The 20725-nt window shown below is 32.0% G+C and carries 23 protein-coding genes and 1 tRNA gene; 8 read left to right on the top strand and 16 right to left on the bottom strand.

From position 1 onward, the window contains the following. Positions 1-7: 7 nt before the first annotated feature. From secG to ACW5YJ_RS12000, 8 genes are all read right to left on the bottom strand, one after another. Positions 8-241, bottom strand: coding sequence for a preprotein translocase subunit SecG (secG, locus tag ACW5YJ_RS11965; RefSeq protein WP_017722473.1), 234 nt, complete (start codon positions 239-241; stop codon positions 8-10). Positions 242-309: 68 nt separating this feature from the next. Continuing rightward, positions 310-771 (bottom strand): hypothetical protein, encoded by a 462-nt coding sequence (locus ACW5YJ_RS11970; RefSeq protein ID WP_017722474.1) that lies wholly within the window; start codon positions 769-771, stop codon positions 310-312. 537 nt (positions 772-1308) lie between these two features. After that, positions 1309-2613, bottom strand: coding sequence for a surface-displayed alpha-enolase (gene eno, locus ACW5YJ_RS11975; protein WP_017722475.1), 1305 nt, complete (start codon positions 2611-2613; stop codon positions 1309-1311). A gap of 193 nt (positions 2614-2806) precedes the next feature. Next, a complete protein-coding gene (gene gpmI, locus ACW5YJ_RS11980) occupies positions 2807-4324 on the bottom strand; it encodes a 2,3-bisphosphoglycerate-independent phosphoglycerate mutase (RefSeq protein ID WP_017722476.1) in 1518 nt (505 codons plus the stop codon). 1 nt (position 4325) lies between these two features. Further along, positions 4326-5087 (bottom strand): triose-phosphate isomerase, encoded by a 762-nt coding sequence (gene tpiA / locus ACW5YJ_RS11985; RefSeq protein ID WP_017722477.1) that lies wholly within the window; start codon positions 5085-5087, stop codon positions 4326-4328. Between the two features lie 78 nt (positions 5088-5165). Next, positions 5166-6356: a phosphoglycerate kinase gene (locus tag ACW5YJ_RS11990; protein ID WP_017722478.1), complete on the bottom strand. Its 1191-nt coding sequence runs from the start codon at positions 6354-6356 to the stop codon at positions 5166-5168. 130 nt (positions 6357-6486) lie between these two features. After that, positions 6487-7494: a type I glyceraldehyde-3-phosphate dehydrogenase gene (gene gap / locus ACW5YJ_RS11995; RefSeq protein WP_017722479.1), complete on the bottom strand. Its 1008-nt coding sequence runs from the start codon at positions 7492-7494 to the stop codon at positions 6487-6489. A gap of 41 nt (positions 7495-7535) precedes the next feature. Then, positions 7536-8564, bottom strand: coding sequence for a sugar-binding transcriptional regulator (locus ACW5YJ_RS12000; RefSeq protein ID WP_017722480.1), 1029 nt, complete (start codon positions 8562-8564; stop codon positions 7536-7538). Positions 8565-8930: 366 nt separating this feature from the next. On the opposite strand from ACW5YJ_RS12000, the gene ACW5YJ_RS12005 reads away from it, so the two are divergent. Continuing rightward, the gene (locus ACW5YJ_RS12005; protein WP_119604168.1) at positions 8931-9161 is read left to right on the top strand and encodes a hypothetical protein; all 231 of its coding nucleotides are present in this window, start codon (positions 8931-8933) and stop codon (positions 9159-9161) included. 404 nt (positions 9162-9565) lie between these two features. Further along, positions 9566-9793, top strand: coding sequence for an immunodominant staphylococcal antigen IsaB family protein (gene isaB, locus ACW5YJ_RS12010; protein ID WP_428843761.1), 228 nt, complete (start codon positions 9566-9568; stop codon positions 9791-9793). Between the two features lie 383 nt (positions 9794-10176). Here the strand turns inward: isaB and ACW5YJ_RS12015 are convergent, their stop codons facing one another. Further along, positions 10177-10848 (bottom strand): DUF4887 domain-containing protein, encoded by a 672-nt coding sequence (locus tag ACW5YJ_RS12015; RefSeq protein WP_017722482.1) that lies wholly within the window; start codon positions 10846-10848, stop codon positions 10177-10179. 285 nt (positions 10849-11133) lie between these two features. On the opposite strand from ACW5YJ_RS12015, the gene ACW5YJ_RS12020 reads away from it, so the two are divergent. The 3 genes from ACW5YJ_RS12020 (at position 11134) to ACW5YJ_RS12030 (ending at position 12963) form a co-directional block, all read left to right on the top strand. Further along, positions 11134-11322, top strand: a complete 189-nt coding sequence (locus ACW5YJ_RS12020; RefSeq protein WP_017722483.1) for a hypothetical protein — start codon at positions 11134-11136, stop codon at positions 11320-11322. A 512-nt stretch (positions 11323-11834) separates the two neighbouring features. Beyond that, a complete protein-coding gene (locus ACW5YJ_RS12025; RefSeq protein ID WP_017722484.1) occupies positions 11835-12731 on the top strand; it encodes a TIGR01777 family oxidoreductase in 897 nt (298 codons plus the stop codon). A 22-nt stretch (positions 12732-12753) separates the two neighbouring features. Continuing rightward, a complete protein-coding gene (locus ACW5YJ_RS12030) occupies positions 12754-12963 on the top strand; it encodes a hypothetical protein (RefSeq protein WP_017722485.1) in 210 nt (69 codons plus the stop codon). 255 nt (positions 12964-13218) lie between these two features. Here the strand turns inward: ACW5YJ_RS12030 and clpP are convergent, their stop codons facing one another. Beyond that, positions 13219-13803, bottom strand: a complete 585-nt coding sequence (gene clpP, locus ACW5YJ_RS12035; RefSeq protein WP_017722486.1) for an ATP-dependent Clp endopeptidase proteolytic subunit ClpP — start codon at positions 13801-13803, stop codon at positions 13219-13221. Between the two features lie 154 nt (positions 13804-13957). Between clpP and ACW5YJ_RS12040 the strand changes: the two genes are divergently transcribed. Further along, positions 13958-14029 (top strand) — tRNA-Arg (locus tag ACW5YJ_RS12040). Positions 14030-14297: 268 nt separating this feature from the next. Here the strand turns inward: ACW5YJ_RS12040 and def are convergent. The 5 genes from def to ACW5YJ_RS12065 form a co-directional block, all read right to left on the bottom strand. Continuing rightward, positions 14298-14840 (bottom strand): peptide deformylase, encoded by a 543-nt coding sequence (gene def, locus ACW5YJ_RS12045; protein ID WP_457338203.1) that lies wholly within the window; start codon positions 14838-14840, stop codon positions 14298-14300. Between the two features lie 19 nt (positions 14841-14859). Then, positions 14860-15057 carry a helix-turn-helix transcriptional regulator gene (locus ACW5YJ_RS12050; protein ID WP_107558410.1) on the bottom strand — a complete coding sequence of 66 codons (198 nt, stop codon included), beginning with the start codon at positions 15055-15057 and terminating at the stop codon, positions 14860-14862. 793 nt (positions 15058-15850) lie between these two features. Then, on the bottom strand, positions 15851-16582 hold the full coding sequence (gene erm, locus ACW5YJ_RS12055; RefSeq protein ID WP_318755342.1) for a 23S ribosomal RNA methyltransferase Erm: 732 nt from the start codon (positions 16580-16582) through the stop codon (positions 15851-15853). 60 nt (positions 16583-16642) lie between these two features. After that, positions 16643-16696, bottom strand: coding sequence for an erythromycin resistance leader peptide (locus ACW5YJ_RS12060; protein WP_107558414.1), 54 nt, complete (start codon positions 16694-16696; stop codon positions 16643-16645). A 221-nt stretch (positions 16697-16917) separates the two neighbouring features. Next, positions 16918-17295 carry an Hsp20/alpha crystallin family protein gene (locus ACW5YJ_RS12065; protein WP_371094540.1) on the bottom strand — a complete coding sequence of 126 codons (378 nt, stop codon included), beginning with the start codon at positions 17293-17295 and terminating at the stop codon, positions 16918-16920. A 131-nt stretch (positions 17296-17426) separates the two neighbouring features. Between ACW5YJ_RS12065 and ACW5YJ_RS12070 the strand changes: the two genes are divergently transcribed. Both ACW5YJ_RS12070 and ACW5YJ_RS12075 read left to right on the top strand, forming a co-directional pair. After that, positions 17427-17579 carry a hypothetical protein gene (locus tag ACW5YJ_RS12070; RefSeq protein WP_318755340.1) on the top strand — a complete coding sequence of 51 codons (153 nt, stop codon included), beginning with the start codon at positions 17427-17429 and terminating at the stop codon, positions 17577-17579. A 143-nt stretch (positions 17580-17722) separates the two neighbouring features. Beyond that, the gene (locus ACW5YJ_RS12075) at positions 17723-18136 is read left to right on the top strand and encodes an Hsp20/alpha crystallin family protein (protein WP_318755339.1); all 414 of its coding nucleotides are present in this window, start codon (positions 17723-17725) and stop codon (positions 18134-18136) included. Between the two features lie 765 nt (positions 18137-18901). Here the strand turns inward: ACW5YJ_RS12075 and ACW5YJ_RS12080 are convergent. Next, positions 18902-19342: a DUF3995 domain-containing protein gene (locus ACW5YJ_RS12080; protein ID WP_318755338.1), complete on the bottom strand. Its 441-nt coding sequence runs from the start codon at positions 19340-19342 to the stop codon at positions 18902-18904. Positions 19343-20725: the final 1383 nt, after the last annotated feature.

The raw sequence follows: 20725 nt of genomic DNA on the forward strand, positions 1-20725 counted from the left end.
TCGGACCTTATAAACCAAAATAACTTATGCCTAACATTAACAAGAAGAAAATGATAGACAATACAATTGTTAATCTATGCAAGAATAAATCAATACCGCGTTGCTTTTGTTTACCAAATAACTGTTCGGCGCCACCACTGATTGCACCTGATAGTCCATTACTTTTACCTTCTTGGAGTAACACAACAGTTACTAATGCAATACAATCTAAAATCAAAAGTACTATTATTAATGTATGCATGAAAATTGTCCTCCATTCATCATATACGAAACGCATTATATCATACGTTCGTTATCTTTAGCAAACTTCTATCTATTGAATGTACTCTTACGAACTATTGAAACGATTAACATGTATACGCCGAGTACAAATGATATCACTAATACTAATGTTAGTGGTAATAAGTTTAAGCTTGATTTCACATCTAATATTGCGCGATAAACTGCACCAATATTAATTATATTATACAAAATTTGCGATGCGAATACTGCAAACATGAACCACCATAAATAGCTGTGTCTATTCCAAATTGCAAAGATACCCGCTAAGTTCGCTAAGATATACATAATCCCTGTAAACTGAAAACTATTTTTAATTGTGCCAACAGCGTTTTCTGATGTTTTTTGTCCACTATTAGATAATAACTGTTTTATTACACTATCATCTAACACTAAAAATAAATGTACGGCATAAAGTATAGCAATAATTAATGAACTATATGCAATCAGATGTGCTGTCTTAATTTCTTTTGACTTTGGTTTTACATCCATAATGAGTTGAGACTCCTTCTATAATTTACACTTACAATTATATCAGTTTCATAGTGAAAGATGAACAATTTAAGTAAATAAGTAAACTAAAACCATATGCTATAGTAATATGTTTTTAGTTTTTATGTTACATATAAACAAGGTAGTTTCTAGTATACAATAGCTTTGCTATTGCATAAGTCCTACTAGGGAGTGGGACAGAAATCTAATTTATTTTAAAAATGATTTCGTCGTCCCACCCCGGCAAAGATGACTAAGATTGAAATGGATAAAGGATTCATCTGAGCTAAAGCTCATACTTAAATAGCATTAACTCAACACACAAGAAAGAGCATTTTAATTTTCAATCCAGTCAGCTACTGCCTTTTTAACAATTTCGATTTGAATCTGGAACAAGATTCCACTGTTTACAATAGCTTTGCTATTGCATAAGTCCTACTAAACTCAATTTTCAATTGAGTAAGTAGGACTTTAAAAAACACGCAAGTCATAAAGACTTGCGTGTTAGCGCGTGAACTCTTAAATTTTAAAACTATATTATTTAGATAAGTTATAGAAAGATTTAAGTCCGTCAAACTTGCCTGTTTCGTATAATTCATCTTCAATACGTAATAATTGGTTGTATTTTGCAATACGGTCAGTTCTTGATAATGAACCAGTTTTGATTTGACCAGCGTTAGTTGCAACAGCGATGTCAGAAATTGTAGTATCTTCTGTTTCACCTGAACGGTGAGATACAACTGCAGTGTAACCAGCTTTTTGAGCCATTTCAATAGCGTCAAATGTTTCTGTTAATGTACCAATTTGGTTAACTTTGATTAAAATTGAGTTACCGATACCTTTTTCGATACCTTCAGATAATTTAACTGTGTTTGTAACGAATAAATCGTCACCAACTAATTGTACTTTGTCACCGATACGATCTGTTAATACTTTCCAGCCGTCCCAGTCATTTTCATCCATACCATCTTCAATAGTGATAATTGGATATTTATTAACTAATTCTTCTAAGTAGTCAACTTGTTCTTCAGCGTTACGTTTCGCACCATTTTCACCTTCGAATTTAGCGTAGTTATAAACGCCGTCTTCAAAGAATTCTGAAGAAGCACAGTCGAAGCCTAAGAATACGTCTTTACCTGGCTCTAAACCAACTGCTTTAATCGCTTCTAAGATTGTTTCAACAGCATCTTCAGTACCTTCAAATTTAGGTGCAAAGCCACCTTCGTCGCCTACTGCTGTTTCTAAACCACGGTCTTTAAGGATTGATTTTAAGTTGTGGAAGATTTCAGCTCCCCAACGTAACGATTCTTTAAATGTTTCTGCGCCTACAGGTAATACCATAAATTCTTGGAATGCGATAGGAGCATCTGAGTGAGAACCACCGTTAACAATGTTCATCATTGGTACAGGTAATTGTTTACCGTTAAATCCACCTAAATATTTGTAAAGTGGTTGTCCAAGTAAATCAGCTGCTGCACGTGCTACTGCAATAGAAACACCAAGAATAGCGTTAGCGCCTAATTTACCTTTGTTTTCAGTACCGTCTAATTGAATCATCATTTTATCGATTGATACTTGTTCTAATACCGAAAATTCACCTTCGATAAGTTCTGGTGCGATAATTTCGTTAACATTGTCAACTGCTTTAGTAACACCTTTACCTAAGTAACGTGATTTATCACCGTCACGTAATTCTACTGCTTCATGTTCACCAGTAGACGCACCTGATGGAACTAATGCGCGACCAAAAGCGCCACTCTCTGTTAATACTTCTACTTCAACTGTTGGGTTACCACGTGAGTCTAGGACTTCGCGAGCGTAAACATCTGTAATAATTGGCATGTTTATAATCTCCTTTATAAATAAGTAGTTTAGAAATATTAAATTTCATCTTCATTATAGCTTTAAATACTATAAATACAAAGTAATTTAATTCTCTTGTGTTGTTTATAGATGCTATAAATTGTCAGAATAAGAAACGCTTCTATACTAAATTTATAGCATCAATTTTCACTCTATATTTTAATTCATTAAATTAGTGATTTATTAATGATTCACCAGTCATGTCTTCTGGTTGATTTACATTTAATAAATCTAATAATGTTGGTGCTAAGTCACCAAGACGACCTGTTTCACGTAATGTCACACCATCTTTTGTAACAATTACTGGAACTGGATTAGTTGTATGTGTAGTCATAGGTTGCTCATCGTCAGTTAATACCATATCTGAATTACCGTGATCAGCAGTTATAATTGCATGACCACCCATTTCAGTTATTTTATCAACAACCTCACCTAAACATTCGTCTACGGCTTCAATAGCTTTAATCGTCGGTTCTAACATACCACTATGTCCAACCATGTCAGGGTTTGCAAAGTTTAATAAGATTAAATCTAGGTCACCTTTATTTAACTCCTCGATTAAAGCATCTTTTACTTCATATGCACTCATTTCTGGTTTAAGGTCATAAGTTGCAACTTTAGGTGAATCAATTAAACGACGACGTTCGCCTTCGAATTCATCATTGCGACCACCACTCATGAAATAAGTCACATGTGGAAATTTTTCTGTTTCAGCAATACGTAATTGTTTCAAACCATTATCTTGTGCAACTTCACCGATTGTATTAGTTAAATCGACTTTTTCAAAAACAATTTCTGCATCTACGTTGTCGTTGTATTTTGTAAATGTTGCATAGAATAAATCTTTGACTTGTTCCACTTTAAAACCGTCAAATGCTTTATCTGTAAACACTTCAGAAAGTTGTCCTGCTCTATCTGGACGGAAGTTATAGAAGATTACTGCATCGCCATCATTAACACCTTCATTTTGGTCTTCAATGATAAATGGTTCTACAAATTCATCTGTTAAATCTTTAGCATAGTTAGCTTCAACGCCAGCTTTTGCTGATTCAAATGTCTCTCCACCAAAATTACGGATAGCATTATATGCTCTTTCTTCTCTATCCCAACGTTTATCACGATCCATTGCGTAATAACGTCCAGATACAGAAGCAAATTGGCCAATGCCAAGTTCATTAAATTTAGCTTCAGTTTCTTCTATATATTTCAATGCTGATTTTTGATCAACGTCACGTCCATCTAAAAATGCGTGAACATAAACTTTTCCAACGCCTTGTTTTTTAGCTAATTCTAATAAAGCAAAAAGATGCTGATAATGACTGTGTACACCGCCGTCTGATAATAGACCAAAAACATGTAGTACTGAATCATTACCTTTAACATGTTGTATAGCGCTATTTAACACATCATTTTCAAAGAAATCTCCATCTTCAATTGATTTATTGATACGTGTCAAACTTTGATAAACAATACGTCCAGCACCAATATTCATATGCCCAACTTCTGAATTACCCATTTGGCCGTCTGGTAGGCCAACATCTAAACCACTTGCTTCGATTTGTGTTGTTGGATACTTACTATAATAACGGTCAAAATTAGGTTTATTAGCTAGTTTTACAGCATTACCGTGCTCGCTCTCTCTGTTTGCAAAACCATCTAAAATAATTAATGCAGTTGGTTGTTTCGCCATATTATTTTGCACCTTCTAACAATTGTACAAAATCATCCACTTTAAGTGATGCGCCACCTACTAAAGCACCATCGATGTCTGATTCTGCCATGTATTCTTCAATGTTGTTAGGTTTAACACTACCGCCATATTGAATACGTGTTGCTTCTGCTACAGTTTGGCTAGATAATTCTGCAACTGTTTGTCTTACAAATGCACACATTTCATTTGCATCTTTAGCTGTTGATGATTTACCAGTACCGATAGCCCAAATTGGTTCATATGCGATAACAACTTGTTGTAGTTGTTCTTCAGATAAACCTTCTACTGCTTTCTTAACTTGGTTTCCAACAACTTCATTTGCTTTGCCGCTTTCGCGTTCTTCGTCAGTTTCACCAACACAGATGATTGGAGTCATACCATGGTTAAAAATTGCATGCGCTTTTTTGTTAATTTCTTCATCTGTTTCATGGAAGATTTCGCGACGTTCTGAGTGACCGATAACAACGTATTTAACACCTAAGTCAGCTAATGCTACTGGAGAAGTTTCACCAGTGAAAGCACCATTGTCTTCGAAATATGCATTTTGTGCACCAATTTGTAAGCCTTGTGCTTTACCTTCATTAACTAACGTTACTAATGCGTCTAATTGAATTGTTGGTGCACAAATAACAGATTCTACTTCTTTAGTATCTGGTAATGTTGGTAATTCATTTACAAAATCTTTTGCTTCTTGAACAGTTTTGTTCATTTTCCAGTTACCTGCGATAATTGGTTTTCTCATTATAATACACTCCTATTAGTAAATTATGATTAAATATTGCCTATTTATAATCATGGGTTGCTGTTTCTAGTCGTGCGGTTATTTGTTAGCAATTGCAACTACGCCAGGTAGCTCTTTGCCTTCAAGATATTCTAATGATGCGCCGCCACCAGTTGAGATATGACTAAAGTCATCTGCATAACCTAATGAAATAGCTGCAGCAGCTGAATCGCCACCGCCAATAATAGTATTAGCATCTTTCAATTCAGCGATTGCTTCACAAACGCCAATCGTACCTTTAGCAAAGTTACTTAATTCAAATACACCCATTGGTCCATTCCATACTACAGTATGTGCGCCTTGTAAATGCTCTTTGAATAATTCAACTGTTTTCGGTCCAACATCCATCGCTTCTTGATCAGCTGGGATATTATCTACAGTTACTTCTGTGATCTCTGCATCATTTGAAAATTCTTTAGCGACTTTACAATCAACCGGTAATACGATTTGATCGCCAGCACGGTCTAATAATTCTTTAGCAAAGTCAACTTTATCTTTTTCTAATAAAGATAAGCCGATTTCTTTACCTTGTGCTTTAAAGAATGTATATGACATACCGCCACCGATAAGTACTTTATCTGCAATTTTCAATAAATTTGTAATAACGCCAATTTTGTCAGAAACTTTTGCGCCACCAAGAATTGCAACTACAGGTTTATCAGGGTTTTCAACTACGCCACCAATATATTTTATTTCTTTTTCCATTAAGAATCCTGCTACTGTTTCTAAGTTAGCTGCAATACCTACATTTGATGCATGTTCACGATGTGCTGTACCAAAAGCATCATTTACGAATACATCACCAAGTGAAGCCCAGTATTTACCTAATTCAGGATCGTTTTTAGATTCTTTTTTACCATCTACATCTTCAAAACGAGTATTTTCGACTAATAAGACGTCACCTTCATTAAGATCTTTAACAGATTGTTCTAATGTTTCACCACGTGTTTCAGGTACAAAAGTAACAGTTTTACCTAATTTTTCCGTTAATGCATCAGCTACTGGTTTTAAAGTTAATTCTGCTTTGTCGCTTTCTTCTTTTACTTTACCTAAATGAGAGAATAATACAATTTTGCCACCTTGTTCAATAATATATTGAATTGTTGGTAATGCTTGGACGATACGATTATCATCAGTAATTTCTCCATCTTTCATCGGTACGTTAAAATCAGCACGAACAAGTACAGTTTTACCTTTTAATTCTAAGTCAGTTACAATTTTTTTAGCCATGTAAGCTTCCTCCTCTAAATGGAACAATAAATTAAAATAAGCGGAGAAGCGTTGTGCTCCCCGCTTACTCCTAAGCATATTGTTTAAATTTAACAGCACAATGCGCTTGCTAAATCAATTTTACATCGAATTATTTAGCTTGAGTTGCTAAGTGTTCTAATGTACGTACTAATTGTGAAGTGTAAGACATTTCGTTATCGTACCAAGCTGCTACTTTAACTAATTGACGGTCGCCAACAGTCATTACACGTGTTTGTGTTGCATCAAATAATGAACCGTAAGTCATACCGATTACGTCTGAAGAAACGATTTCGTCTTCAGTGTAACCGAATGATTCGTTTGAAGCATTTTTCATTGCAGCATTTACATCTTCAATGTTTACATTTTTCTCTAAAACAACTGTTAATTCAGTTAATGAACCAGTTGCTACAGGCACACGTTGTGCACCGCCGTCTAATTTACCATCAATTTCAGGAATTACTAAGCCAATTGCTTTAGCAGCACCAGTTGAGTTAGGGATGATGTTTTCAGCAGCTGCACGCGCACGACGTTTGTCGCCTTTTCTGTGTGGCGCATCTTGTGTGCTTTGGTCACCAGTGTATGCGTGGATAGTAGTCATGAAACCTTCTACTAAACCGAAGTCATCGTTTAACACTTTAGCAACAGGAGCTAATGAGTTAGTCGTACATGAAGCACCTGAAACAACTGTTTCTGAACCATCTAATTCTTGGTGGTTCGTGTTGTAAACGATTGTTTTTAAATCGCCAGTAGCTGGAGCAGAGATTAATACTTTTTTAGCACCAGCATTGATGTGTGCTTCTGCTTTTTCTTTATCAGCGAAGAAACCAGTACATTCTAATACAACATCGATATCTAAGTCTTTCCAAGGTAATTTGCTTGGGTCTGGCTCAGAGAATGATTTAACTTCTTGTCCGTTTACGCGGAAACCGTCATTTTCAACTTCAACTTCTCCTGTGAAGCGTCCTTGCATAGTGTCATATTTTAATAAATGTGCTAACATTTCGTCATCTGTTAAGTCATTTACTGCTACTACGTCAATTCCATCAACGTTTTGAATTCTTCTGAATGCTAAACGACCAATTCTACCAAAACCATTAATTGCTACTTTTACTGCCATTATAATGGCCTCCTTTAATAAATGATATTTAAAAAGTGTTATCACTTTTTATTACTATTGTTTGCGATTGCTTTTGCTGCACCTTCATCTGTAATTAGTACAGTGTTTTTAGGAGCAATTGAAAGATAAGCTTTAATTGCTTCTCCTTTTGATTTACCCCCTGCTACAGCAAAAATAAACTTTTTCGATTCAAGATCTTCTAACTGAAGTCCAATCGTTTTCACTTTGTGGACGATTTCACCTTGATCATCGAAATAATATCCAAATGCTTCTCCCGAGGCATTGTGATGTTGAAGTTTTTCTATAACTTCATTAGGTGATTGACGTCTTCGCGCCATCTTCAGCGCATCACCAATGCCATGGATTGTAATATTGGATTGTTTGATTTTTTCTAGCGTCTGGATTACGGATGGTTCTAACATAAGTGTATTATATGTCGTTTCACTTACGTTGTCTGGTACATATAATGTTGTGTAATCACCATTTGTCTGCTGTGCCATGCTAGCTGCAATAGTGTTTGCTTGATAAACAACATTTTCGCCAAGTCCGCCCCTAGCAGGAACGAAAAACGCATTGTATGGCTGATGATGCATCGCTTCACTAACATAGGCCATTGTTGAACCACCTGTTACTGCAACAATTGCATTTTCGTAAAGTACATCCTCAACTAATTGTCCTGCCTGACGGGATAATTCAATCTTTACCGTTTGATCAGCGTCTGAATCTCCTGGTATGACATAGACTTCTTTGATTCCATACTGTTCTTTAATAACTTGGGCAAGATGATGGTCATCAGAATATACATTAAAATAACCATTTAATTGTCTGACGGTTGCCGCACCTGCTTCTGTTATTTCCATACCTGTGGGTTTAACTTTAATTAAATCCTGTTTCTTTAGGGTGTCTGTTTCAGAACGAAGCACACGTTCTGTCAAATCCATATATTCACTTAAACTACGTCTACCTACGGGTTGATGCTTTGAAATAGTAGTGAGAATCGAGAAACGACGATACATTTTTTCAACAATTTCTGGCACAAGCTTTTGTTGAACTTTTATCAAATCCTTCACTACTATCCTCCTCCGTTTCTTTATAAAGGGTCAAGTTCTAACCATAGATTGACTTTTTCCGTCCCTAGTGGGACAAAAAAATATAACCTCTTATATTTGCAATAATACTACTATCGTTTTGAAATTGCAAGCAAAAATAGCTTATATTTCATCAGCTAAATTTACTGTTGAATCATATATTTTCAATCTGCGTACAGTAACAATTTACCCGCTATATAATTTGTTAATCATTATTCCTTAAATAATTGGATAAATGAGTTCGTCACATTTTGTTCAACCCTTATCACTACAATGAACAACTCTAATTGAATACTATGTATTAAATCTTTAAAATGAATATATATTAAAAAATCAAGGAGAGAGACCATGTCTAATAATAATAATCCAGAAGTCATTGACCCAGATGATCAACGTTATAAAGATAAGGATTACTTTAATAAGAAAAATCAAGGCATTCCTACAAACAAACGTCACCAATCTTTAAATTACACAAAACATATCGGCTGCGGTTGTGGTCCCTTAGGGTGTTTTGGCGGTTGTTTTACTTTAATTATTATATTTTCGTTAGTATCTTACTTACTCAGTTTTTTATTTTAAAATCACATTTTCGAAAATGATAATTACAAGTCATATTTCATCGTTCAATTACTATACTATTGATTCCTTATTATAATAGCCTTCACATAGAATCTATCCTTTAATAATAAATGCTTCTATCTAAATTATAACTTCTCAATTCATTATAATGCTTATATATTCTTAACTGTTGTATAGTGCCTTAAGCTATGTGGCAGTTTATTCTTTATTCTCTTATTACAACTTAACTTATTTTAATATTCCCCTCTCTTAGATAAAAATTTTACTAGCCTAATCAAAATTCTCCAAAATCCATGTAACTCACTTGTGATCTTGTAGCAACGCTTTTATGTCAATAAGGTTATAAGCCATATAATCATAAAAGTATTAAGAAAGTCTTTAAAAACGAAACATTTATAAAAGTTATTTTAGCTGTCGGAATCACCTTAAGCACATTACTAGGCGCTACAACAACACAATTTGCATCACAAAGTAACGTTGCAAAGGCAACGGTAAAACTACGCTACAATTACTCCAATAAGATTGGTTATAACGCTAACTTTATATTAGATTCCAATTTTAAAAATGTTGTAAAGCACAATAACATTAAAATTAATGGTTACAATATTTATACTGTTACTCGAGTGCTTTAAGTTATCAAAACTATTCAAAAGAAATTAAAGTATATAATCAAAAATTAATGAAATTTGCTATTAACAAAACACTACAAGCTAAATCCTCAATTAAGAAAAACCAATTTTTTTAAAACAACTTCCTAAAGTGTGGGTATAAGGTATAGTTGTTAATACAGGTAAAGGTCAATCTGTTCACTATATTTTAAATAGTAACAATATCAAAATTGATATCCAAAACAGCTATGTTACAGAAATGACATTAGGTACAGTTATTTCTAACTAATTATAGTTAACATTAATTTGTGAAATGCTTTTTATATAAACAAAGCCGGACTGATAAATAATCAGTCCGGCTTTTCAACATTAACAAATGAATTGACGCATCCTTATACAACTGTATTTTAGTCTTCCTCAGATGTTTGTGCGCTTCTATTTGAAGTATTATTTTGTGATGATCTCTCTTGTGTGTTGCTTTGCGAGCTATTTTGTGCGCTTCTTTGGCTTGTTCTTTGCTCTGTAGTAGGCTCAGATGTTTTTTGCTCAGTTGATGGTTCTCTTGTTTTTTCTTCAGTGGAAGGCTCTGGTGTTTTTTCTTCTGTCGTTTTTTCTTCTGTTGTTTGCTCTTCAGTAGTTCTTTCTTCCGTAGTTCTTTCCTCAGTTGTTGCTTCTTTTGTTTTTTCTGGGGTTTTCTTTTCTTCTGTTGTACGTTCAGCCGTAGCAGGTTGTCTAGTTCTTTGTTGAGTCTGCTGTGTTTGCTGCGTTTGAGGAGCTTGTTGCGTCTGCTGTGTTTGTTGTGTCTGTTGCGTTTGTTGTGTCTGTTGAGATTCTTCAGTAGATTTCTTTTTCTTCTCTTTTTCTTCTTTTGTTTTCTCTTTTTGTTTCTTTTTTTCTTCTTGTTTCTGATCTGCTAAACGTTCGTTAGCTTTATTGGAATGATCTACAAATGCAAAAATGGCAAATATGAGTCCGCCTACTAACAGTAATACAATTACTCCACTAACTATTTTTGCAAAACCACTCATTTTCTTATTATCTTGGTCATCAAAGTTATTATTTTGATTATGCTTTGGCATATGCTCCCCTCACTTCAATTTATATCATACATTTATAAAAACCGTATATGCGTTCAATATCAAATATATATTTTACACTATTTCATATGCTAATTAAACTTATTAACTAATTTTTTAACCTAGTTGTTATCTTAAAGTCATATATATAGTAAAATACATGTGTATGATAAAATTTTAAGATTCGCTTTAATACTAATCTAATTTTATCTACACTTTCAATACTTTTGTGAAAGTAATAAAAAAAGATTACCTTATATCTATTATCATAACAGGATGTGTTCTAAATTGAAAAAACATGAACTATTTGATGACTTAGATCAACACTCAAAGAATACCAATAACGGTCTTAGAAAAATTATGCTTGAAAATGAAAATCATAAAACAAAAGCACATGCGAAATCACGTGTTACATTCATAACCTTTATTGCTTTAATATTAATTAGTCTTTTTGGCTTTATTGTATTATTTCTATAGATAGAAGTATCAACTTCTACCTTACTCCCTTTTTCAAGAGGAATAACAAGTAAAAAAATAGTTATATTCTGCAAATTGCGTTAACATATATTTAGGATTGGGGGGGCACATAAAGGAAGCTTCTGCAAGGAGCTTTTGTAACTCCCTTTATACCTCCATACAAAAATGTGAGTGGCAATAAAAGATAATTATAAATATCTAATTAGCCTCTCACAATAACGCATTTAAGGCTGAGACACATAGTTATGTCCCAGCCTCACTACTAAAGGGAGTCAAAATTTTACCTTCGTTAGTATATTATGGGGTATACTCGAAATAATTAAGAGATGATTAATTAATATCGAAGGTACTTTTATTATAAATGGAACCTCCTTTATTTTAAATACTTCTTAAGGTAAGTAAATGACATATTCTTGAACAATCTTTGAAAAAATTATGACCTTCAAATGCGATGCGATTGTTTCGCTTAAAATCATTGCAACATTAGGCATTACTATTTATGAGGTGATAAAATGAAAAACTATTTAATTACAGGCGGCACGGGGATGGTCGGTACACAATTAGTAGAAGCTATTGTCCAAAGTGACGCACATATTACAATTTTAACAAGACAAGACAGAACAACATCGCATCCCAAAATTACTTATGTAAATTGGTCAAAACCTAATTGGGAAGCACAAGTACCTGACATAGATATCGTTATCAATCTTGCGGGTGCGAGTTTAAATAAGCGTTGGACTAAAAGCTATAAACAAAAAATTATGGTGAGTCGTTTACAATCAACTCAAGCCTTATTTGAATTATTTGATGGTCGCGAACAAAAACCTTCAGTATTCTTCAACGCAAGTGCTGTCGGTTATTACAAACCCGATTTATATCGCACATATACTGAACTATACAAAACATTACCATTTGATTTCTTATCAGAAGTAGTCTATCAATGGGAGCGTCTTGCTCGTCAATTCGAATCATTAGGTACACGTGTAGTTATAGGTAGATTTGGTATGATTCTATCTAATGAAGGTGGTGCTTTACCAATGATGAAACTGCCATATGAATTCTATGTTGGTGGTAAGATTGGTTCAGGAAGACAGTGGTATTCTTGGATACACATTGACGATTTAACTAGAGCAATTCTCCATACTATTAACACTGAAGATGCACAAGGCGTATTTAATTTTACTGCGCCAATCGTTGAACATCAAAATTTATTTGGCTACACTCTTGCGCGTGTGTCACATCGCCCACATTATACATGGGTCCCGTCATTAGCATTACGAATTATCTTAGGTCAAATGTCTACAGTTATTCTTGATACTCAAAAGGTCATCCCTAACAAATTACAGGCAATTGACTTTAAATTTAAATATCCAGATTTAAAAATTGCTTTAGAAGATCTAGTACATTAATTGAATAGGACTGAATTTTAAAATGAAACATGATCGTTTAACACATGTATTACTTTTAATCTCTGGTTTACTCTTGTTACTAAACGGTGGCTTTGCATTTGAAAAATCCACGCCGATGCTCATTATTTCATCCTTTTTAATCGTTTTTGGAATCGTTGTTACTGCATTTGCACTAAAACTTTTCTTTAACAGTAAAAATTCTTCCAAAAGTAATACATTCCAAGATTCTTAATATACTTTTCGAAAAACCAGTCAAGTGCTATCTATGCATTTGGTTGGTTTTTCATTTATTGTATCTTTTTATGTGAATTTACTTAATATCAATATTTATAAACAGTAAATATTTCAGTGGTTTAATTCATAAAACATCACTATTAAAATAAATGCACATAAAAAAGTCCGGGACAACTATTTACGTCCCGGACTACATAAAAACAAGCTTTGCAACTCTATTTACGGCTTGTCGATAACCTCACAATTTGTAATACTATGATTCAGGAACCATCACTTGGTCAACTAAACCATATTCTTTTGCTTCTTCAGCAGATAAGAAATTATCTCTATCTGTATCTTTTTCAATTTTTTCAATTGATTGACCTGTGCGTTCTGCTAAAATTTGATTCAATTTAGCACGCGTTTTAAGAATGTGGTTAGCAGCAATTTCAATTTCTGTAGCTTGCCCTTGTGCACCACCTAATGGTTGGTGAATCATTACTTCTGCGTTTGGAAGTGCAAAACGTTTGCCTTTTGCACCAGCTGCAAGTAAGAATGAACCCATAGACGCAGCCATACCAATACAAATCGTTTGTACATCTGGTTTGATGTGTTGGATTGTATCATAAATTGCGAAACCAGCAGTTACACTACCACCTGGTGAGTTAATGTAAAGATAGATATCTTTTTCAGCATCTTGTGCTTGTAAGAATAATAATTGAGAAACAATAGAGTTTGCTACATTATCATCGATTTGTGAACCTAACATAATAATACGATCTTTTAATAAACGTGAGTAAATGTCATAGGCACGTTCCCCACGGTTTGTTGTTTCAATTACTGTAGGTATTAAATTCATTAATATTGCCTCCTTATTTCTAATTGATAAACTTATTTTAACTCAAAAGTCAAACATGGTCAAAAAATAACGCTCATTTTTTTTATGAAAGTTAAATTATTCTTATTGACCGAAAGCATTTAGATTTGTACACTTAGAGTAATGTGTTTTTTATCCCCTCGTAGTGTAATGGATAACACGTAAGATTCCGGTTCTTAAGATAGGGGTTCGATTCCCTTCGAGGGGACTTATAAGATATAATTACACACTTTTTAAAATTAAGAATGTTGTAATGACGGCATTCTTTCTATATGACATTAACATTACTAACTATATAAAACTAAATTTTAGGGACTTTTAAGGGACCCAAATGACAAAACAACCCACCTATTCATTTAGGTGGGCTTTTGCATATTCGTATAGCTTTTCTGTTGTCTTTAAAGTTAAATTGTCTATATCACGATTCCCATTTCTTAACCTTGTTTCATTCGTTTCTAAATTCCATAGTTACTCCTTTAATAAATAGATGTTGCATTATTAGGAGGTACTAACGGATTTATTTTATCAATACGTTCAAAAAACATTATTCCATTAAGATGATCTATTTCATGCTGAGCTACAATTGAAGCATGTCCTTTAAGCTTCAATATTTTTTCTTCCCCATATGAATTTTGATATTTAACAGTTATACGCTCATTTCTAGGTACTATTCCATAAATAGGCCTATCTACAGATAAACAACCTTCTCCTTGTGGAAGGTAAATTTTATGAACAGACTCTCGTATAATTTTTGGGTTTATAAAAAAATATTCATGTTCTACACCATGTTCATCTACTAAATATATAGCGCACATCTTTTTATCTAATCCTAATTGATTAGCTGATAGACCAACCCCAGGTCTTAAATTATACTTTTTACTTTTTTGCTCATTTTGACTATTTTTTAAAAAAAGCATCATATTATTCAAAAGTATAAATTCATTTTCACTTAATGGCATTTCTAAAGGTTTTGTCTTTTTATAAAGCATCTCATTATCTTCTTTTACAATATCCTTCATAGTAATAATATAATTACTCTTATAAAGCTTTGTATTCAAATATATCCTCAACTTTCTTCTTAAAAACTTTAGATATTTTAAATGCTAATTTTAACTCAGGATCATACCTATCATTTTCAATAGCATTTATTGTTTGCCTGCTAACATCACATTTCTTTGCCAAATAGTCTTGACTAATAGAAAATTTTTTTCTGAATTCTTTTATTCGATTCTTCATATTCCCTCCTGATATGTAAAATAAGTTTTACATTTAAGATAACATGAAATTATGCTTTATTCCAATTGCTTTATTGACGTTAGGTCTCGGAACCCTTAACGACATAAAAATCTACATTTGAATTATACCACAAAAAAGACAGCCGAATTAACGACTGTCTTTAACTTATGGAATACAATAACTAATCTAGCAAAAGAGTTATAGATATTAAATACCCATATGATTATTTAATAAACATAAAAATGCCCACTAATATAAGTGAGCATAAAAGTGTCGAATTATTAGGATACGTGGCTCCTTATAGAGCCTATATTTAATTTATCAAAAAATTCCTTCAATTTCAATATTAAGAAAAATTAACCACCTAGTAACTAGTATAGGTGGTTAAATAACCTTATACATTTTTAAAATTATTGAGTAGCGACCAGAATAATTTTAAATAAATACCTATTGTCAGTTTGTAACTGCCTTTCAAGGATAATAGGTTATGGCGTAGGTGTATTTTAACATAAAAAAACGCCACCTATAAAGAGTGACGTTGGAAATGATATTAAATCAAAATTGATATAATTTCATAGAAGGCCACACTACGACATGCGCACAATCATAAATAAAAAAAGGCACCTCATAAAGAGGCGCCTCAATGAAGGCCTTAACATGTGTAAATAGAACGGTTATTCACCAACCTCAGGTGTATTTTAACACATTTTTTCATTTAATACTACTTTAAAATAATACTCACCCAATGAAATATGCGGACAGAGCATGAGAGATTTTGAAATATTCTATGAATTTAATTGAACAATTTATAACTATAAAAAATTGATATAAATTGTTCTTTTGAAATCTCATTTATATCTTGTACTTTTGCATGTTTTAACGCTTTATTAAACTGATTCTTTGTAAATAGCTGTTTATATTCTTTATTTACCCATTTATACACAAAAAAATGATATATATTTTCATCATTTTTTGAGATTAAAGATTTATGCTGCTTTAGTAAGATTAACGCTGAATCTACTTTAGGTTTCGGATGAAAATAAGAGTTGGGAATTACTTTTAAAATTTCAATATCAATTTTAGGTAAAAGTAATAAAGCTAATGCTCTTTTTTTATCCATAATTCGTTTAGCAAACCCGAATTCTACAATAAGATAGTTATACTCAGCATTACTTTCATATAAGATTTTTTTGACTATTTCAGTACTTATATTATATGGAACACTGCCAAACACCTTATACTGTTTGTTTTTAGGAAAATGATATATCAGTATATCTTTGTTCACTAATTCAATATTAGTTGACGAACCAATATCATTTTTTAAAATACAATATAAAGTCTTGTCAATTTCTATACCAGTTACAAATCTAGCTATATTGGACATGTATTTTGTAAAGTGCCCTTTTCCAGTTCCAATTTCAATTATATTATCGTCAATGCCTATGTTTGTTTCTTTTAATATCTCATTTATATATTTTTGAGATGTTATAAAATTTTGTGAGTTTTTAGGGTTTTTGTTATTCATTATATTCTGCTCCTTATTTGTCATAACGAACAGATTTCAAAGTTCATTATGATCAGTAGTTTAGTCTGAAATATAATGAACTTGGTTAATAACAAAAATTGAAACAACACCCATATCTTTATCTCCTTTCACTCTTACTTATTACGAATGAAAAGAATTATAATCTACAACAGCAATACTCGAACACATAGATAATACCTCCTTTAAATTTAAAGTATTATAACATAAAACAGTTGGGTAAGTAAAAATCACTTATTTCATACTAATCTAAAACACTAGAGTAAGGGTAAATAGATAATATGTTTAAAGCCTCCCTTAACAGAGGGAGGCTTTATTTAATGCACATCTATACTTTGAACAACATCTTCACCAGGTATTAATTTAGGTAATCTGACTTCTAAAATACCGTTGTTGTATTCAGCATAAATATTCTGCACATCAACATTGTTAAAAGTAAATTGTTCAAATAAAGGGACCTTCTTTTTTTCTAAATGATCGTATTTTTCTCCTCTAAGCGTTAATATATTATTAAAGAATTTTAAGTTCAAAAGATTTTTTGACGAATTAGGTATTTTAGCTTTCAAAATGTATTTATCATATTCTTCTTTAATGTCACTATCAATAGAAACATTAAATATTTCAGTGGCCAATTTTTCTTGAAAGTTTTTAAAGTAATGATTAAAAGTCTCTAAATTAAATGTTTTATTTGTCATAATAATCACCCTTCCTAAAATCCTTTTATTTATTGTTGACAAATAAAATATAACATGATATATAATAAGTGTAAATTATCATATGGTAATCAAAGATTCAGACTTTTAATCTTTGTGGGAGTGTGATGATTATGATTTTACATCAAGTAGTTCAACAATTAAAATATGGTAAATCACCTAATCTATTAGACAAGAAATACTTTGATTTATATAAGTATATGAATCTTGAAAATTATGAAACTTTCAAAAATTCATTAAACGACAATAAAAGGAAAGTTAACTAAAACTTATCATATAGCATTCTGATTACCATATGATAAAAATATTTATAGGAGGCGATATTCTTAGTTTAATTGTGATATTTAAATCTTTAATTTAATTTCCATACTAAAATTAAGAATTGAAAAATCAGAGGAGGAATTTTATTATGAGTAACCTATTACCAAATAATAACTTTTTTGATTTATCACCTTCAAAATTTTTTGAAAACTTTACGAGACCAATTTTTCCTAATTTTCCAAACACTGACATTAAAGAAACAGATTCAGAATATATTCTTGATATCGAGTTACCTGGTATTCAAAAAGAAAATATCAACTTGGATTATCAAGGAGAAACTTTATATATAGAAGCTAAACAATCTAAGGAAAACAATGAAACAGATCAAGAAGGAAATATTATTAGACAAGAAAGAAATGCATCATATATAAATCGAACTTACACATTGCCAAATGTAGACGAAAATAATATTAATGCAAAATATGATAACGGCGTCTTACACTTAAATTTGAAAAAAGATGAGCAACACGTAAAACCTACCAAACGAATAGAAATTGAATAAAGAGAGATCATTTAAAACTTGTTTGGACGACCTCCTGTGACTATAAAACTACAATTCTATATTTAGAATTGTAGTCTTTCTTTATATTAGTTTTATCTTTAAAACATTACGTTCTATATGTTTTTATTCGTTTACAAAAACACTGATATATCAAGGTTAATGCTATATATAATGACTTTTTTATTCCGTTGGTTTGTACAAGTTTATAATTAATTCGCCCTTTTTTGCTCTTAAAAATACCCACCTATTCATTTAGGTGGGCTTTTGCGTATTTGTATAGTTTTTCAATTTATTTTATCTCCATGATATCTTTCGGATTAACTTTACTCAAACCATTTTCTTCATAATAAATGTAGATATAAAAAATTCCCCGCCATAAAGGTGGGGAAGTGTGTATTTTGTGCAAAACATGCTCTAGAACTCATACAAAGATAAAACCATATTTATATGAGTTACTTAAATTTATCAGAATATTACATTTATTTCAAGGTATAAATAAAAATCCCCACTTATACAGTGGGCTGTCGGAAATACTATTTAGTAAATAAAAGTTACTATTCGATTATACCCTTATAAAAAGAAAATAAACAAAAATCACCCAGTGACATGTGTGGGTGGTTTAATTTATAGTATCAAGACAAGAAAAAACTTGTTTCATTCGCTTCTAAAACCTAAAATCAAAAGCCAATTCCTCGAATACCTTCTAATCCACTCACCCTTTCCAAAGGAGAAGTTAATTTATTACAAAATCTAACAGGGAAATTATCATTGAATTTTACTGTTAGACTTCAGGAAAATTAATAACCCTAGACCCCATAATAAAAATAAAGGGTCCCAAATGAATGATTGTCCTATAATACTTAACTTAAAATCAACAGAGATAACACCTAATAATTTTAACCATCCACTTATTGTGTTCATACTACCATAAGCAATTAGAAAGCTACCACCTATATAAGACATTATATTTATTAGTTTGTTTTCTTTGAAAATCAGCATAATTGGAGCCCAAGTAGCAGTTAGTTTTAATAAACCTACAAATAATAGGACTATAAGAAATTTCACGCCATAATTTTGTTTGAATTCTATTGTCCAATATCCCACTGTTGTTAAACCTAAGTCCCCATCAAAAGCCCAATAAAAGGTAGCTAATGAGTGTAAACTTCCAGCGATTAAAAACAAATAAAGGCCAATATTTTTAACCAAATTTTTAACTCCTTTTTTAAAATATTATCATGACTCACTTTTGCTTTATTCCAATTGCTTTATTGACGTTGAGTCTTGGAATCCTTAACAACAACAAAATCTACATTTAAATTATAACAAAAAAACAGGGTAAGCACATAAGTCCCTACTCTTATAGTATAATCACGTGTAAATTTATTATATTATAAAAAAGACAGCCGAATTAACGACTGCTTTCTTAAAGGAAGTTTCTATATTTCAAGAAACAATACAATTGTATCATAATAAACGTAAAAACCACTCCGTAGAGTGGTTATGAAAAGTGTATATAAATGTACATATTGAATGAGTGTAGATATTCGACTATGAATATCTAACCAAACTATAACATATTACTTTCCTTTAATACTATCAAAAACAGCCACCCAGTATGTAGCTGGATGGCGTCAGTCACAAATAGTTTTCACATAGTAAAAACCCCCTAATTAAAGAGAATTAATGTGACCAATATCTCAAAAGTCCGTTTTAACGGAAAAAATATTATAACACACTTATACATAAAAACAACCACCCCATGACTAGTGTGGGTGGTTGTTTTTATTATTGGAGTATGTGTTAACTATATACAACTTAATGTGCTAATTGGGCTTAATTAAAAGCCTACAAAGATTCTAGTATAAAAAAGTCACCCCTGTAAAGAGGTGACCAGTAAGATTTGGTTTCCAATGCAAAGTTAAAGTGCTTTCATAGTATCAAAATATTCTGCATATTACAATAAAAAAGACAGACACATAAGTGCCTGCCACATAAGATGATTCCTTAATATAGACGATTGATACGTCTATCATTATTATACACTTTTATTTAATATTAACCAACATAAAAATGGCCACCTATAAAGGTGGCTGTACTATATATTATATATTTATTTTATAACCTAATGGTTATTATCATTAATTTAGCATATAAATAAAACACGCGCAAGACAATTAAATATAATTTAATAGTAAAATTTGGAACCCTTTACAACATAACTTAATATGATACAAAAACCACCCCGAGGGGTGGCAATGGAATAAACTTTTTAGATAATAGGTTCCCAAGGGGGGAACCTACAAATATATTTTAGCACACAAATTAAAAGACAGACACATAAGTGCCTGCCCGAGATATAATATAGAGATCTTTTTTGAAAGGTAAGAAGTTCACAGCTTTTATGTTATCAGAATATTCTATAATTTACAAGTGATAAATAAAAAGAGCAGACACGGGACTTGTCCCTGCTCTATGCCTATAAGTGTTGTAACTGATATTGTAATACATTAAAAAAGACACCTCGTAAAGAGGTGCCTAGTGGCTTTGACTTGAAAATAATATAACTCGAAAAGAGTATACTTGAAATTT

The sequence above is a fragment of the Staphylococcus sp. mip270_02 genome, assembly GCF_054031535.1.